The organism is Herminiimonas arsenitoxidans (assembly GCF_900130075.1).
Taxonomy (GTDB): Bacteria; Pseudomonadota; Gammaproteobacteria; order Burkholderiales; family Burkholderiaceae_D; genus Oxalicibacterium; species Oxalicibacterium arsenitoxidans.
In genome coordinates this window covers 3,144,164-3,158,741 of record NZ_LT671418.1, presented here as the reverse complement: position 1 = coordinate 3,158,741, position 14,578 = coordinate 3,144,164, and the positions used below count along the sequence as shown (strand labels likewise).

Annotated in this window: 14 protein-coding genes; 8 read left to right on the top strand and 6 right to left on the bottom strand. The window is 52.2% G+C overall.

Features of this window, described 5'->3' with window-relative positions; translation table 11 throughout:
* Positions 1-135 precede the first annotated feature (135 nt).
* Together ffh and BQ6873_RS15005 are read left to right on the top strand one after the other, a co-directional pair.
* The gene (gene ffh / locus BQ6873_RS15010; protein ID WP_076593368.1) at positions 136-1,503 is read left to right on the top strand and encodes a signal recognition particle protein; all 1,368 of its coding nucleotides are present in this window, start codon (positions 136-138) and stop codon (positions 1,501-1,503) included.
* A gap of 368 nt (positions 1,504-1,871) precedes the next feature.
* Positions 1,872-2,315, top strand: a complete 444-nt coding sequence (locus BQ6873_RS15005; RefSeq protein WP_076593367.1) for an SWIB/MDM2 domain-containing protein — start codon at positions 1,872-1,874, stop codon at positions 2,313-2,315.
* A 70-nt stretch (positions 2,316-2,385) separates the two neighbouring features.
* On the opposite strand, the gene BQ6873_RS15000 is transcribed toward BQ6873_RS15005, so the two are convergent.
* Positions 2,386-2,994 (bottom strand): lytic transglycosylase domain-containing protein, encoded by a 609-nt coding sequence (locus BQ6873_RS15000; protein ID WP_076594162.1) that lies wholly within the window; start codon positions 2,992-2,994, stop codon positions 2,386-2,388.
* 158 nt (positions 2,995-3,152) lie between these two features.
* A complete protein-coding gene (locus tag BQ6873_RS14995) occupies positions 3,153-4,886 on the bottom strand; it encodes a proline--tRNA ligase (RefSeq protein ID WP_076593366.1) in 1,734 nt (577 codons plus the stop codon).
* A 202-nt stretch (positions 4,887-5,088) separates the two neighbouring features.
* On the opposite strand from BQ6873_RS14995, the gene BQ6873_RS14990 reads away from it, so the two are divergent.
* Positions 5,089-5,673, top strand: a complete 585-nt coding sequence (locus BQ6873_RS14990; protein WP_076593365.1) for an RNA pyrophosphohydrolase — start codon at positions 5,089-5,091, stop codon at positions 5,671-5,673.
* Positions 5,666-6,229, top strand: coding sequence for a CNP1-like family protein (locus tag BQ6873_RS14985; protein ID WP_076593364.1), 564 nt, complete (start codon positions 5,666-5,668; stop codon positions 6,227-6,229). The genes BQ6873_RS14990 and BQ6873_RS14985 overlap by 8 nt, the downstream gene beginning before the upstream one ends.
* Positions 6,230-6,280: 51 nt before the next feature.
* Here BQ6873_RS14985 and proB read toward each other — a convergent pair whose 3' ends face one another.
* The 4 genes from proB to rplU form a co-directional block, all read right to left on the bottom strand.
* Complete coding sequence (gene proB, locus BQ6873_RS14980; protein WP_076593363.1) at positions 6,281-7,399, bottom strand: glutamate 5-kinase; 1,119 nt, start codon at positions 7,397-7,399, stop codon at positions 6,281-6,283.
* An 87-nt stretch (positions 7,400-7,486) separates the two neighbouring features.
* The gene (gene cgtA, locus BQ6873_RS14975; protein WP_076593362.1) at positions 7,487-8,596 is read right to left on the bottom strand and encodes an Obg family GTPase CgtA; all 1,110 of its coding nucleotides are present in this window, start codon (positions 8,594-8,596) and stop codon (positions 7,487-7,489) included.
* A gap of 91 nt (positions 8,597-8,687) precedes the next feature.
* Complete coding sequence (gene rpmA / locus BQ6873_RS14970) at positions 8,688-8,945, bottom strand: 50S ribosomal protein L27 (RefSeq protein ID WP_076593361.1); 258 nt, start codon at positions 8,943-8,945, stop codon at positions 8,688-8,690.
* Positions 8,946-8,983: 38 nt separating this feature from the next.
* Positions 8,984-9,295: a 50S ribosomal protein L21 gene (gene rplU / locus BQ6873_RS14965; RefSeq protein WP_041322652.1), complete on the bottom strand. Its 312-nt coding sequence runs from the start codon at positions 9,293-9,295 to the stop codon at positions 8,984-8,986.
* Positions 9,296-9,535: 240 nt separating this feature from the next.
* Here rplU and ispB point away from each other — a divergent pair, with 240 nt between their 5' ends.
* The 4 genes from ispB to BQ6873_RS14945 all read left to right on the top strand — a co-directional run bounded on the left by ispB (position 9,536) and on the right by BQ6873_RS14945 (position 14,577).
* Positions 9,536-10,525, top strand: a complete 990-nt coding sequence (ispB, locus tag BQ6873_RS14960; protein ID WP_076593360.1) for an octaprenyl diphosphate synthase — start codon at positions 9,536-9,538, stop codon at positions 10,523-10,525.
* Positions 10,526-10,738: 213 nt separating this feature from the next.
* Positions 10,739-12,466, top strand: coding sequence for a type IV-A pilus assembly ATPase PilB (pilB, locus tag BQ6873_RS14955; RefSeq protein ID WP_076593359.1), 1,728 nt, complete (start codon positions 10,739-10,741; stop codon positions 12,464-12,466).
* Positions 12,467-12,481: 15 nt separating this feature from the next.
* On the top strand, positions 12,482-13,714 hold the full coding sequence (locus BQ6873_RS14950; RefSeq protein ID WP_076593358.1) for a type II secretion system F family protein: 1,233 nt from the start codon (positions 12,482-12,484) through the stop codon (positions 13,712-13,714).
* A 2-nt stretch (positions 13,715-13,716) separates the two neighbouring features.
* Complete coding sequence (locus BQ6873_RS14945; protein WP_157889230.1) at positions 13,717-14,577, top strand: prepilin peptidase; 861 nt, start codon at positions 13,717-13,719, stop codon at positions 14,575-14,577.
* The last annotated feature ends 1 nt before the right edge of the window (position 14,578 follow it).

Sequence of the window (14,578 nt, the reverse complement as noted above, 5' to 3'; positions counted from 1 at the left end):
GCTCAACGGACAACTATCTCTCATGCCTAGGCGCATCCGCCACCGCATCGGTTAAAATGAGGCTTGCCGCCGCAGTGTGTATTCCCCCACAGCAGCCTGTTGCTTCACCCTCTTTGATATTTCAGCCATTCATTCATGCTCGACAATCTCACCCAACGCCTAGCCAAAGCCGTCAAAACCATGCGCGGAGAAGCGCGCCTGACGGAAACCAACACTGCAGAAATGCTGCGCGAAGTTCGTCTGGCCTTGCTCGAAGCCGACGTTGCCCTGCCTGCCGTCCGCGAATTCATCAGCCGCGTCAAAGAAAAAGCGATGGGCGAAGATGTCATCGGTTCGCTCTCACCTGGCCAAGCACTGGTCGGCGTGGTGCAACGCGAACTGGCCGCCATCATGGGTGCCGATCTCGGCCCGGAAGCATCGCAACTGAATTTCGCCACCCAACCGCCTGCCGTCATCCTGATGGCCGGTTTGCAAGGTGCAGGTAAAACCACTACCGTCGGTAAGCTAGCGAAATATTTGCGCGAGCAAAAGAAGAAAAAAGTCCTGACCGTTTCCGCCGACGTTTATCGCCCTGCCGCGATCGGTCAGCTGCAAACCGTCACCGCGCAAGTTGGCGCCGACTTCTTCCCGTCGGAACCTACCGACAAGCCAGTCGATATCGCGCTAGCCGCATTGGACTACGCCAAACGTCATTACCACGACGTTCTGATCATCGATACCGCCGGCCGACTCGGCATCGACGAAGCCATGATGCTGGAAATCAAGGCTTTGCATGCAGCAGTCAAACCTATCGAAACCCTGTTCGTGGTCGATGCCATGTTGGGGCAAGATGCGATCAATACCGCCAAGGCCTTTAGCGATGCGCTGCCTTTGACCGGTATCGTCCTGACCAAACTGGACGGTGACTCACGTGGCGGTGCCGCGCTGTCGGTACGCCATATCACTGGCAAACCAATCAAATTCGCCGGCGTCGCTGAAAAACTGGACGGCCTGGAAGCCTTCGATCCAGCCCGCATGGCTGATCGTATTCTCGGCATGGGCGACATCCTGGCCTTGGTCGAGGAAGCCCGCAAAGGCGTCGACATGGACGCCGCTGCCGGACTCGCGCAAAAGATCAAAGTCGGCGGCAAATTCGATTTGAACGATTTCAAATCCCAATTGGCGCAAATGAAGAAGATGGGTGGCATGTCCAATCTGATGGACAAACTCCCGGCGCAACTGCAGCAGGCTGCCAGCGGTGCCAATATGGGGATGGCTGACAAACAGGTCATCCGCATGGAAGGCATCATCAATTCCATGACGCCGCAAGAACGCTCCAAACCGGAATTGATCAAGGCTTCACGCAAACGCCGTATCGCAACCGGTGCCGGCGTTCAGGTGCAGGAAGTCAACCGCATGCTGGCGCAATTCGATCAAATGCAGACCATGATGAAGAAACTCAAAGGCGGCAATATGATGAAAATGATGCGCGGCATGAAAGGCATGCTGCCAGGAATGCGCTAATTTCCCGTTTTATCTGAAAGCCCGGCTCGCTAGAGACCGGGCTTTTTTATGTCCAAACACTTTATAGCGCATCAGCGCATCCAAATCGAGAGCGATAACTCGCAAAAAAAACCGATCCAATCGTCTTCCGACACCCTCTTTTCAGCACCAAAAAACTCACCGCTATCCTTCTCGGCATCACCACAAAAACAAGCCGAACGAAGCGAATAAACCATCCGCGCTTCCCTCTATGCACGATACGTGGCGTCCAGCCTACAAATACAGAGGGAAACGCACAAAAAACACTTGCGTGGCAAGAAAAACCACACCACTATTGACGATGCGTGAATTGGCGCAATTTCCCAACACAATGTGAAGGAGGTTTGAAGATGGCAACAGCCAAAAAACCAGCGGCCAAAAAACCGGTCGCCAAGAAAGCAGCTGCGAAAAAACCAGTAGCAGCGAAAAAAGCAGCACCAGCAAAAAAAGCAGCGCCAGCTAAGAAAGCCGCTCCTGCAAAAAAAGTAGCCGCTAAAAAACCAGCAGCGAAAAAAGTAGCAGCGAAAAAGCCAGCAACTGCACGCAAGCCTAACGCAGCATTCATGAAACCAGTAACACCGTCCGCTCTGTTGGCCGCTGTTATCGGTGCCGCGCCAGCACCTCGCACTGAAGTAACTAAAAAAGTGTGGGAATACATCAAGAAGTTCAAGCTGCAAAATGAAGCCAACAAACGCATGATCGATGCAGATGAAAAGCTGAAAGCAGTCTTTGGCGGCAAGAAACAAGTATCCATGTTTGAAATGACTAAACTCATTTCGGGTCACTTGAAATAATTTGTCCGTGTGGCAAACAAAAACGCCCGCATCGCGCGGGCGTTTTTGTTTCTACTAGCAAGACACAGCCCTACTTTCTGCCGGCGCTATCTTCTGCAGCGACCGTCTTCAAAGTTTCGCGCTGATGCTCCCATTTTTTCCAGGCGGCCAATACAGCGTTCGGATATTCAGGACGACCGCGACTACCGTTGTAACGCCCTAGCGCCAGAAATAAATCGCCCTTCTCCATATCCAGATACATACGCAAGATGGAACAGCCAAACCGTAGATTGCTCTGCATGTGGAACAACTTGCTGCGATCACCATCACCTATCACACGCGTCCAGAACGGCATGACTTGCATATAACCATGTGCACCAACCGGTGACACTGCGTACTTGCGAAATGCCGACTCCACCTGTATCAAACCCAATACCAGGGCTGGATCAAGTCCGGCACGTCGCGCCTCATACCAAGTCGTGCGCAAGAATTCGATGCGCACCTGTTGATCTGGAATCCGCTTGTAAAGCCGATCCGACATCTCGCCCAGCCAATGCAAATAATCGAGGCGTTCGCTGATATCGGAAAATTGTGGAATCGGAGGACGCGGATCGGTGATCGCACGCGATAAAGCGATACGTACCGAATCCGCCATGGCTTCTTCTTTTTGATTACCGGCAAAGACTGTCGTTGTGCTCATCAACGTGAGCGCACATGCACAAGCGATGAGACGAAAACACTTCCGATATCCAGACAACGATGGTGCCAGCACAAGCAGCGAACGATGAGCCATTTCATCGATAGTCATCGTGAAATGGCTCATTGCTGTATTCACTGTCGCTTGACGCATCGCAGCAGTTACGCAGCCAGTTTGGCTTTAACGAAGGCCAGCATTTCATCCAGCGCAACCGGCGTGGCAGCCGCATCGCGACGGCCTTGATATTCCAGCTTGCCTTCTTTCAAGCCACGATCACCGACAACGATACGATGCGGCACGCCGATCAATTCCCAATCGGCAAACATCGCGCCTGGACGCTCACCACGATCGTCCAGAATCACGTCCACACCTGCAGCTTGCAATGCTTCATACAGCTTGTCGGTTTCTGCCTTGACGGCTTCGCTGCGGTCATATCCCATAGGACACAAGACCACTTCAAACGGTGCCAATGCGGTCGGCCAGATGATGCCTTTATCGTCGAAGTTCTGTTCGATTGCCGCACCCAGAATGCGTGTCACGCCGATGCCGTAGCAACCCATTTGTATCAGTTGTGGCTTGCCATTTTCATCGAGGTAGGTTGCCTTCATCGATTCGGAATACGCCGTACCCAACTGGAAGACGTGGCCAACTTCGATCCCGCGTTGAATTGCCAGCACGCCCTTACCATCCGGTGAAGGATCGCCCTCCACTACATTACGGATATCGAATACCTGTGCTTCCGGCAAATCTCGACCCCAGTTCACACCGGTGAAATGGAAATCGACTTCGTTCGCGCCGCAGACAAAGTCATGCATGTTGGCAACGGTACGATCAACCACCACGTTCACAGGCTTTTTGGTATTGATAGGACCGAGGTAGCCAGGTGGCGTGCCGAACCATTCCACGATTTCTGCTTCATTGGCGAAACGGTAACCGGTAATGCCTGGAATTTTCGCGGCTTTGACTTCATTCAATTCATGATCACCGCGCAAGAGCAAGAGCCAGACTTGCTTGCTGACGACGCCTTTTTCTTCTTTTTCCACCGTCAGAACGATGGATTTAACGGTTTGCGCCAATGGCAAATTCAGCAAGGCAGCCACGTCTTCACATTTGGCCTTGCCCGGCGTCGCCGTCTTGGTCAGGGCCTGAGTTGCTGCGCCACGCTCAGTAATCAAAGGCAAAGCTTCTGCTGCTTCCATATTCGCCGCGTAATCGGAATTCGGGCAGTAGACGATGGCATCTTCGCCAGTATCGGCAATGACGTGGAATTCATGCGAACCGGAACCGCCGATCGCGCCGTTATCTGCTGCCACCGCGCGGAACTGCAGGCCGAAGCGATTGAAGATTTTGACGTAGGCGTCAAACATGTTTTGGTAAGAACGCTTCAAGCCATCGACGTCACGGTCGAAGGAATAAGCATCTTTCATCGTGAATTCGCGACCGCGCATCAGGCCAAAGCGTGGACGACGCTCATCGCGGAATTTGGTCTGAATATGATAAAAATTGATAGGCATCTGGCGGTAGGATTTGATTTCCGACCGCACTACATCGGTCACGACTTCTTCCGAAGTCGGCTGAATCGCGTAATCGCGGCCATGTCTATCCTTGACGCGCATCAATTCCGCGCCCATTTTGTCCCAGCGGCCGGTTTCCTGCCAGAGTTCAGCTGGTTGCACTAATGGCATCAACAGCTCAATCGCATTGGCCCGATTCATTTCCTCCCGGACAATCGCTTCCACCTTGCGGATCACGCGCAAACCCATAGGCATATAGGTATAGATACCAGAGCCGATGCGCTTGATCATGCCGGCGCGCATCATCAGTTTATGACTGACGATTTCTGCGTCGGAAGGAGCTTCTTTGAGAGTGGAAATGAAAAAACGGGATGCGCGCATGACGATGAATTCTTTTTAAAAAGAGAGAGGGTTATAATCAACTCAATTTTAAAGGATTAGCAGGCTGATGCACCCACTCTTCGTACAATTGATTGCACTCTCCGTTGTTCGCGCGTCATTGCGCGAGCCGACGGTATAAGGCCGCACAGGTGACAATGTTCGATTGAGGGGCCGTTAGTCGCAGAAAGTTTTGAGGTACAACATGCTGGACCGTGAAGGCTTTCGCCCTAACGTCGGCATCATTCTGATCAATACCCGGAATGAGGTGTGGTGGGGCAAGCGGGTGCGTGAGCATTCGTGGCAATTTCCACAAGGCGGCATTAAATTTGGCGAGACCCCCGAGCAGGCGATGTATCGCGAGCTGGAAGAAGAAGTCGGCTTACGGGCGGAGCACGTCAAAATCATCGGTCGCACGCGCGACTGGCTACGCTATGAAGTCCCCGATCATTTCATCAAACGGGAAATTCGTGGTCATTACAAAGGCCAGAAACAAATCTGGTTTCTGCTGCGCATGGTCGGACGCGATTGCGATGTCAATCTGCGCATGACTGAGCATCCGGAATTCGATGCCTGGCGTTGGCACGACTACTGGGTTCCACTCGACGTCGTCATCGAATTCAAACGGGATGTGTATCAACGCGCATTGCAGGAATTATCACGTTTTCTGTCTCGCCCGGCACCGCACGTCCCTCCACAACACAACACGGCGCGTTACTTGCGGCAGACTCACACCTCGCACAGAACCGACGAGCCACCTACTGAAAAGACCAAACCTGACAATGAATAAGTCTTTCTTACTCTCGCGCAAATTGGCGCAAACGCTGCTCGGCGTGCTGCTTTTAGCTACGGCACACATTTCCATTGCGCAACAGCCGGAATACAACAAAGGCTTTGACAATGAAGAGGCTCAACCATGGGAAGAAATAGAAGCAGAGCTGCCGCCCGCCCCCAAGGTCGAAAACCTGCAGCCCTTCTATGTCGGGCCAACCGCCACTCAAACCTTTGCACTGGATAAAAAATCGCTAGTGATAGGCAAAGACGGTGTCATACGCTACACGCTGGTCGCAGTTAGCCAGGGCGGCGCCAAAAATGTCAGTTACGAAGGCATACGCTGCGCAACGTTCGAAAAGAAGATTTATGCTTTCGGCCGCGAAGATGGCAGTTGGGGACGAGCACGAAACAGTCAGTGGGAAATCATCGTTCGCAGCAAAGTAAACCGCCAGCATGCGGCATTGGCGCAGGATTACTTTTGCAGCAATCTGACAATAGTCGGAAATGAAAAAGATATGTTGGAGCGCATGAAATACCGCAAAACACTGACGGATGATTTATTGCGCGAATAAATGAAAAGGGAGCAATTTAAATTGCTCCCTTTTTTATTGCAGCACACTTCATTACAGCAAAACCAGATTGTCTCGGTGTATCAGTTCTGGCTCTTCGACAAAGCCGAGTATGGATGCAATGTCCGCTGAAGGTTTGCGCATGATGCGACGTGCATCTGAACTGGCGTAATTACTGATCCCACGTGCAATCGCATGGCCGGATTGATCAACACAAGTGATCACGTCACCACGACCAAAATTACCGCTCACGTCGGTCACACCGATAGGCAATAGCGATTTGCCTTCGGCAGTCAATTTTTGTACTGCGCCACTATCCAACACCACCGCACCCGCCGTTTGCAGATGATCAGCCATCCATTGCTTGCGCGCTGTCAGTTGTGCCGTCTGTGCCGTCAATTGTGTACCGATGGCTTCGCCGGAAGCCAAGCGCGTCAGCACATTATCTTCCCGCCCCCAGGCAATCACGGTATGCGCACCAGATAAAGCAGCGCGCTTGGCAGCCAGAATTTTCGTCAACATGCCACCACGACCGAGACTACTACCAGCGCCGCCTGCCATCGCTTCCAGCGTCACATCGCCAGCCTTGGCGTCATGAATGAACACAGCATTCGGATCTTTGCGCGGATCTGCACTGAACAAGCCACGTTGGTCAGTCAGAATAATCAAGGCATCTGCCTCGATCAGATTCGCGACCAAAGCACCCAAGGTATCGTTGTCGCCGAACTTGATCTCGTCTGTGACGACGGTGTCGTTTTCATTGATGATAGGCACCACGCCCAAGCGCAACAAAGTGAACAAGGTCGAGCGTGCATTCAGATAACGTTCGCGGTCTGCCAGATCAGCATGTGTCAGCAATATCTGCGCAGTACGCACGTCATGCTGGCGGAAACTGGTCTCGTAAATCTGCGCCAAGCCCATTTGGCCAACTGCAGCACAGGCTTGCAATTCATGAATGCCAACCGGACGTTTTTCGAAACCAAGGCGTTGCATGCCTTCGACAATCGCACCGGAACTCACCAGCACCACTTCTTTACCTAGCGCCCGTAACTGAGCGATTTGCGCAGCCCATTTTTGTATGGCACTAGCATCGAGACCTTTACCGTCATTAGTGACGAGTGAAGAACCGACTTTGATGATGACGCGTTTGGCTTGTTGAATGACGGAGTCCATGCTTTTAACCCGGCTCTGTTTTAGTTTTGATTCACCTGGAACGGTGATGATGCCGGATTACTGTTTATCAGTAATCCGGTACAGCTATTAGTCGATAATCTTGAAACGCGGATCATCCGGATCGATGGAATCGATGCCACGTGCGGCTTCAACCATTTGCGGCGTTTCTTCGGTACGTTGTTCGGCTTGACGTTGCAGCGCGATGTAGTCGTAAATCTCGGTGACGAGCTCAGAACAACCTTCACGTGTCAGTGCGGAAATTTCGAACACAGGACCTTTCCAGCCGAAACGCTTGATGAAGTCTTTCACGCGTGTTTTGCGCTCTTCTTCCGGCACCATATCGAGCTTGTTCAAGACCAACCAGCGTGGCTTGTCGAACAGCGCCTCATCGTATTTTTTCAATTCCTTGACGATGGCTTTTGCTTCCTTGACCGGATCGACGTTGTCGAACGGTGCCAGATCGACAATATGCAAGAGCAAACGTGTACGTTGCAAATGACGCAGGAACTGGATACCCAGACCAGCACCGTCAGATGCGCCTTCGATCAAACCTGGAATGTCGGCAATCACGAAACTCTTTTCGTGGCTGACACGTACCACACCCAGATTCGGATGCAGCGTGGTGAACGGATAATCAGCGATCTTCGGACGTGCGTTAGACACAGCCGAAATAAAAGTGGATTTACCTGCATTTGGCATCCCGAGCAAACCGATATCGGCGAGCACTTTCAGCTCCAGCCGCAATTCACGTCGTTCGCCTTCTTTACCTTCGGACTTCTGGCGCGGTGCGCGGTTAGTCGACGATTTGAAATGGATATTGCCCCAGCCGCCTTCGCCGCCTTTTGCAATCAACACTTCTTGCCCGTGCTCGGTCAGATCGGCGACAAGTTCGCCATCATTGTTATCAATGATCAGTGTGCCGACCGGCATGCGCAGCATAATGTCGTCCGCGCCCTTGCCGTAGCAATCAGCACCGCGACCATTTTCGCCATCTTTGGCTTTATGCATTTTGGCAAAGCGGAAATCAACGAGCGTGTTGATATTGCGGTCTGCAACCGCATAGATACTGCCGCCCTTGCCGCCGTCGCCGCCATCCGGACCACCGAACGGCCTGAATTTTTCACGACAAAAGGATGCGACGCCGTTGCCGCCATCGCCAGCAATGACTTCGATTTTTGCTTCGTCGATAAACTTCATAATTTTTTGCCGCCATAAAACTAAAAAGGCCCTACCTGGGGCAGAGCCTTTCGATTGAAGGCTTTCGCCTTACTTCGCTTACTTCAGTAACTTAAGCTGGCAATACTGTAACGTAATGACGTTGCAATGCGCCTTTGGTAACGAAAGCTACTTTGCCATCGGTCAATGCGAACAAGGTGTGATCCTTGCCCATGCCGACGTTTTCGCCTGGATGCATCTTGGTACCGCGCTGACGAACAATGATGCCGCCTGCATTGATAACTTGACCACCGTAGACTTTAACGCCCAGTCGTTTTGACTCTGAGTCACGACCATTTCGCGTAGTGCCGCCGCCTTTTTTATGTGCCATTTCTGACTCCTTGTATCTGGTTAGTCCGAGTCAGCGGCTTAGCCGTTGATCGAAACGATCTGCAATTCGGTGTAATTTTGGCGATGGCCTTGGTGCTTCTGGTAGTGCTTACGGCGACGCATCTTGAAAATCTTCACTTTATCGTGACGACCGTGGGAGACAACCGTAGCAAGGACCGTAGCACCTTCAACCAGCGGAGCACCAAATTTAATGGTTTCTCCAGCGCCCAATGCGAGCACCTGATCAAGGGTGATTTCGGATCCAATGTCTGCCGGTATCTGTTCTACTTTGAATTTTTCACCAGCGACAACTTTATATTGTTTGCCACCGGTTTTTATGACCGCGTACATGTGAAACCTCATCAAATGATTTAAGGACTTTTTCTCTTCGCCCCGCCGAAAATTGCTAGACGGAATCGGGAAAACCTCCAATTATACATGGACTTAGGGACTCGGTCAAAGCCTGTGTATTAGTACTAAAAAGATGACCTTTTAGACAAATACCTAGGGCACTTCGTGGTGCACAAGCAACGTTAGCAGCCCTTGTCATCGTATAATTCCATAAATTAACGCTTATTGATCAGGCTCAACTTGGTTTCCGCTTCCGCACCCTCCGCTCAAAACCTGCTTATACAACCCATCGCAGCTGATTTGAATGCAGTCGATACCGTGATTCGCCAGAAACTTCACTCTGAAGTGGCTCTGGTCAATCAAATCGCCGACTACATCATCAGCGCCGGCGGTAAACGCATACGCCCGGTATTAGTCTTGCTGATGGCCAATGCCTATGGCTATCGCGGCACAGATCACCACCAACTGGCTGCCGTAGTCGAATTTATCCATACAGCAACATTGCTGCACGACGATGTGGTCGATGAATCCTCGCTGCGCCGCGGCCGCAAGACTGCCAATGCGCTGTTCGGCAATGCCGCTTCGGTACTGGTCGGCGACTTCCTGTATTCGCGCGCCTTCCAGATGATGGTCTCGGTTGGCGACATCCGCATCATGCAAATTCTGGCAGATGCGACCAATGTAATCGCAGAAGGCGAAGTGCTGCAGTTGTTAAATATGCATGACCCTGACGTGTCGGAAGAACGCTACACCCAGGTTATCCGCTCGAAAACAGCCAAATTGTTTGAAGCAGCAGCCCAGCTCGGCACCCTGATCGCCGGCGCATCCGAAGAACAAATAGAAGCAGCTGCAGAATATGGCCGCTCGCTCGGCACTGCCTTTCAGCTGATTGATGACGTACTCGATTATTCCGGCCAAGCCGACGATATCGGCAAGAATGTCGGCGACGACCTGCGCGAAGGCAAAGCCACGCTGCCCCTGATCTATTTAATGGAACACGGCACAGCAGAACAACGTGAGCTGGTTCGTAGCTGTATAGAAAACGGCGATGAACAGCATTTCGAAGCAGTATTGCAAGCCGTGACAACTTCCGGTGCGCTGGATTACACCAAACGCAAAGCGGAAGAAGCCTCCGCGCGCGCCACTGCATCGATCGCAACACTGCCCGACACGCCATTCAAAGAAGCCTTGCTCAAACTCAGCGCGTTTGCAGTTCACCGCAATCACTAAACCCATCGCAACGATCTTCAAAAATGCGCCATTTCTGCACGTTATGGCGCATTTTTTACATCATAAAAAGCGTCATCCACACAGGATTGTTTAACGCCTCCGCCAACGTTGCATTTTCCACAGGAAATGTAACATTTCCCGCAGGATATCTTTACAAAACAGATGCCTAGAGGCATTATCTAAAGCACCTCTTGATGCTCCTGGCGTAAACACATGGCTGCAGTCCTCCCTAGTTCGGCATCAAATAATGCAATGCCAGGTCTCGCCCGTGCGCTCTTGCAGGCAGGCAGGCTGACGCAACAGCAAGCCGACACCATTTCCAAACAGGCCACGACCGAAAAAAGCCCGTTTATCGACATGCTGCTGAAAAGCGAAGTGATCGATTCAGGCAGACTCGCCGCTTTTTGTTCTGAAACATTTGGTTATCCATTACTGGATTTAGCGGCATTCAACAGCAGCCTGCTGCCAGAAAAAATCATTGATGCGAAATTGATGCAAGGTCAGCGCGTCATCGCCTTGGCCAAGCGCGGCAATAAAGTATCGATTGCCATTTCGGACCCGACCAATTCGCAAGCACTGGATCAAATCAAGTTTCAGACCGAATTGGCGGTTGAACCCATCATCGTCGATCACAATACGCTGCTTAAGCTGATTGAAAAACTCGGGCAAAGTGCCGAGCAGGATTTGAATGAGTTGATCGGTGACGATCTCGAAAGCATCGATTTTGCCGAAGAAGATCTCGCTGCACCTGTCGATGGCGCGACCGCCGATATCGACGATGCACCTGTCGTCAAATTCCTGCAAAAAATTCTGGTCGATGCGATCAATCTCGGCGCCTCTGATCTTCACTTCGAACCTTTCGAAAAGTTCTATCGCATCCGCTTTCGCGTCGATGGTGTGCTGCGTGATATCGCGCAGCCACCGCTGGCGATCAAGGAAAAACTGGCTTCGCGTATCAAGGTCATTTCGAAGCTAGATATTTCTGAGAAACGCGTACCGCAAGACGGCCGCATGAAGCTGGTGATGTCCAAGACGCGCTCTATCGATTTCCGCGTCAGCACCTTGCCCACCTTATTCGGCGAAAAGATCGTCATGCGTATTCTGGACGGCTCGCAGGCGCAAATGGGGATCGAAGCACTAGGTTACGACCCGGACCAGAAAGAAACGCTGATGAATGCCATCCAGCGTCCGTACGGCATGGTGCTCGTCACCGGCCCGACCGGCTCCGGCAAAACCGTTTCGCTGTACACCTGCCTGAACATTCTGAACAAACCCGGCATCAACATCTCCACCGCGGAAGACCCGGCCGAGATCAATTTGCCCGGCGTCAATCAGGTCAACGTCAACGACCGCGCCGGCCTGACCTTCCCGGTCGCACTAAAAGCTTTCTTGCGACAAGATCCTGACATCATCATGGTCGGTGAGATCCGTGACCTGGAAACGGCAGATATCGCGATCAAGGCGGCGCAAACTGGTCACATGGTGTTCTCCACACTGCACACCAACGATGCGCCGGCCACATTGACGCGTCTGATGAATATGGGCGTAGCACCGTTCAACATCGCGTCGTCCGTCATTCTGATTACCGCGCAACGACTGACACGCCGCTTGTGCTCGTGCAAGCAAACCACCGTGATTCCGGACGATGTGTTGCTAGAAGCCGGCTTTACTGAGGACGATCTGGACGGCACCTGGTTGCCATACAAACCTGTAGGTTGCGAACGTTGCAGCGGCAGCGGCTATAAAGGTCGCTTGGGCATTTACCAAATCATGCCTATCAGCGAAGAAATTGAAAACATCATCTTGAACCACGGCACTTCCCTGGAAATAGAAGCGCAGGCCAAGAAAGACGGCGTGCGTAACTTGCGCGAATCAGGCTTGGTAAAAGTCAAACAGGGATTGACCAGTCTGGAAGAAATTCTAGGCTGCACAAACGTATAACAAAGAGGTCTATGGATGGCAACATCAGCACGTAAGGTCGGAAGTACGACGCTCGCCAAAGAGTCTGTTTTCACCTGGGAAGGCAAAGACAAATCCGGCAAAATCGTGCGCGGCGAATTACGTGCCGGCGGTGAATCGGTTGTCAATGCGACGCTACGCCGCCAAGGCGTGCTGGTCACCAAGGTTAAAAAGAAAAGCTATCGCAGCGGCAAGAAAGTCTCGGAAAAAGACATCACATTATTCACCCGCCAGCTCGCCACCATGATGAAGGCTGGTGTACCGCTGCTGCAATCTTTCGATATCGTTGCCAAGGGCAATGACAACCCGTCAGTCTCCAAGCTGATTCAGGATATACGCGCCGATGTCGAAACTGGTACCAGCCTGAATCAGGCCTTTCGCAAATTCCCGCTCTACTTCGACCCGCTCTTCTGCAATCTGGTCGGTGCCGGTGAGCAAGCCGGTATTTTGGAAGACTTGCTGACGCGACTCGCGATCTACAAGGAAAAAACCCTCGCGATCAAAGCCAAGATCAAATCCGCGATGTTCTATCCGGTATCGATTCTGGCAGTCGCCTTCATCGTGACCGCTGTCATCATGATCTGGGTGGTACCGGCGTTCAAGGATGTATTCAAAAGCTTTGGTGCAGACTTGCCAGCGCCTACACTGATGGTCATGGCGATTTCAGACTTTTTCGTCGCCAACTGGTACATCATTTTCGGCGTGCTGTTTGCCGGCCTTTATCTATTCTTCCAATCATGGAGACGCTCGCTGAAGATGCAGCGCTACATGGATAAGCTGCTGCTGAAAACACCGATCTTTGGCGCTGTCATACGCAAAGCCACCATAGCGCGCTGGACCCGCACACTGGCCACCATGTTTGCCGCTGGCGTGCCTTTGGTCGAATCACTGGACTCCGTCGGTGGAGCCGCCGGCAATGCCGTCTATCTCGATGCCACGAAGAAAATTCAAACCGAAGTCAGCACCGGCACCAGTCTGACTGTCGCGATGCAAAACTCCGATGTCTTCCCAAATATGGTGACGCAGATGGTCGCGATCGGTGAAGAATCTGGCTCACTCGATAATATGCTGGGCAAAGTCGCCGACTTCTATGAAGAAGAAGTCGATGAAGCCGTTGCTTCACTCTCAAGTCTGATGGAACCATTGATCATGGTTATTCTTGGCGTACTGATCGGCGGTCTGGTGATTGCAATGTATCTGCCTATTTTCAAATTGGGTTCCGTGGTCTGATGATGGATTTACTCTGGTCTGCCCCTGCGGGCAGCGTATTGCCTGCAGTGATTGCGGGCGTATTTGGCTTGTTGATAGGCAGCTTTCTCAACGTCGTGATACACCGCATCCCGAAAATGATGCAGCGTGAATCAGACAACTACGTCGCCAATGAAAGCGGCAAGCCCTTGCCGCATGAGGATCGCTACAATCTGGTCGTGCCACGTTCGGCCTGCCCGAAATGTGGGCATCAGATTACTGCGCTGGAAAACATTCCCGTCATCAGCTACGCCGCTATCGGCGGCAAATGCACGGCCTGCAAGACACCCATTTCCATCCGCTACCCGATCATAGAATTACTGACCGGCTTGCTGTCCGCCTTCCTAATCTGGCATTTCGGTAGTGGCTTGCTTGGACTGAGCACCTTGGTCTTTACGTATTTACTGATTGCGATGACCTTCATCGATGCTGATACGCAATTGCTGCCGGATGACCTGACCTTACCGCTGTTATGGCTGGGCTTGCTGATCAATCTGAATGGTACCTTCGTCCCGCTCACGGAAGCGGTCATAGGCGCAGCCGCCGGCTATCTCAGCTTATGGTCGATTTACTGGCTGTTCAAGCTGCTAACCGGCAAAGAAGGCATGGGCTATGGCGACTTCAAACTATTGGCTGCGCTCGGTGCATGGCTGGGCTGGAAGATGCTTCCCATCATCATTTTGCTATCGTCGCTGGTAGGCGCTATTGTTGGCATCGCGCTGATCCTGCTTGCCAAGCGCGGGCGTGATATCCCTATCCCATTCGGCCCTTACCTCGCTGCTGCAGGCCTGTTGACTTTGCTGTACGGTAAACCGCTGGCACAGGCATATCTCGGCTTTTACTGAA

Coding starts and splice junctions, on each gene's coding strand:
- cgtA (WP_076593362.1), bottom strand. CDS start 8,596: ATGAAGTTTATCGACGAAGCAAAAATCGAAGTCATTGCTGGCGATGGC.
- BQ6873_RS15000 (WP_076594162.1), bottom strand. CDS start 2,994: ATGAGCACAACGACAGTCTTTGCCGGTAATCAAAAAGAAGAAGCCATG.
- ffh (WP_076593368.1), top strand. CDS start 136: ATGCTCGACAATCTCACCCAACGCCTAGCCAAAGCCGTCAAAACCATG.
- pilB (WP_076593359.1), top strand. CDS start 10,739: ATGGCTGCAGTCCTCCCTAGTTCGGCATCAAATAATGCAATGCCAGGT.
- BQ6873_RS14990 (WP_076593365.1), top strand. CDS start 5,089: ATGCTGGACCGTGAAGGCTTTCGCCCTAACGTCGGCATCATTCTGATC.
- proB (WP_076593363.1), bottom strand. CDS start 7,399: ATGGACTCCGTCATTCAACAAGCCAAACGCGTCATCATCAAAGTCGGT.
- BQ6873_RS15005 (WP_076593367.1), top strand. CDS start 1,872: ATGGCAACAGCCAAAAAACCAGCGGCCAAAAAACCGGTCGCCAAGAAA.
- rpmA (WP_076593361.1), bottom strand. CDS start 8,945: ATGGCACATAAAAAAGGCGGCGGCACTACGCGAAATGGTCGTGACTCA.
- BQ6873_RS14985 (WP_076593364.1), top strand. CDS start 5,666: ATGAATAAGTCTTTCTTACTCTCGCGCAAATTGGCGCAAACGCTGCTC.
- BQ6873_RS14995 (WP_076593366.1), bottom strand. CDS start 4,886: ATGCGCGCATCCCGTTTTTTCATTTCCACTCTCAAAGAAGCTCCTTCC.
- rplU (WP_041322652.1), bottom strand. CDS start 9,295: ATGTACGCGGTCATAAAAACCGGTGGCAAACAATATAAAGTTGTCGCT.
- BQ6873_RS14950 (WP_076593358.1), top strand. CDS start 12,482: ATGGCAACATCAGCACGTAAGGTCGGAAGTACGACGCTCGCCAAAGAG.
- BQ6873_RS14945 (WP_157889230.1), top strand. CDS start 13,717: ATGGATTTACTCTGGTCTGCCCCTGCGGGCAGCGTATTGCCTGCAGTG.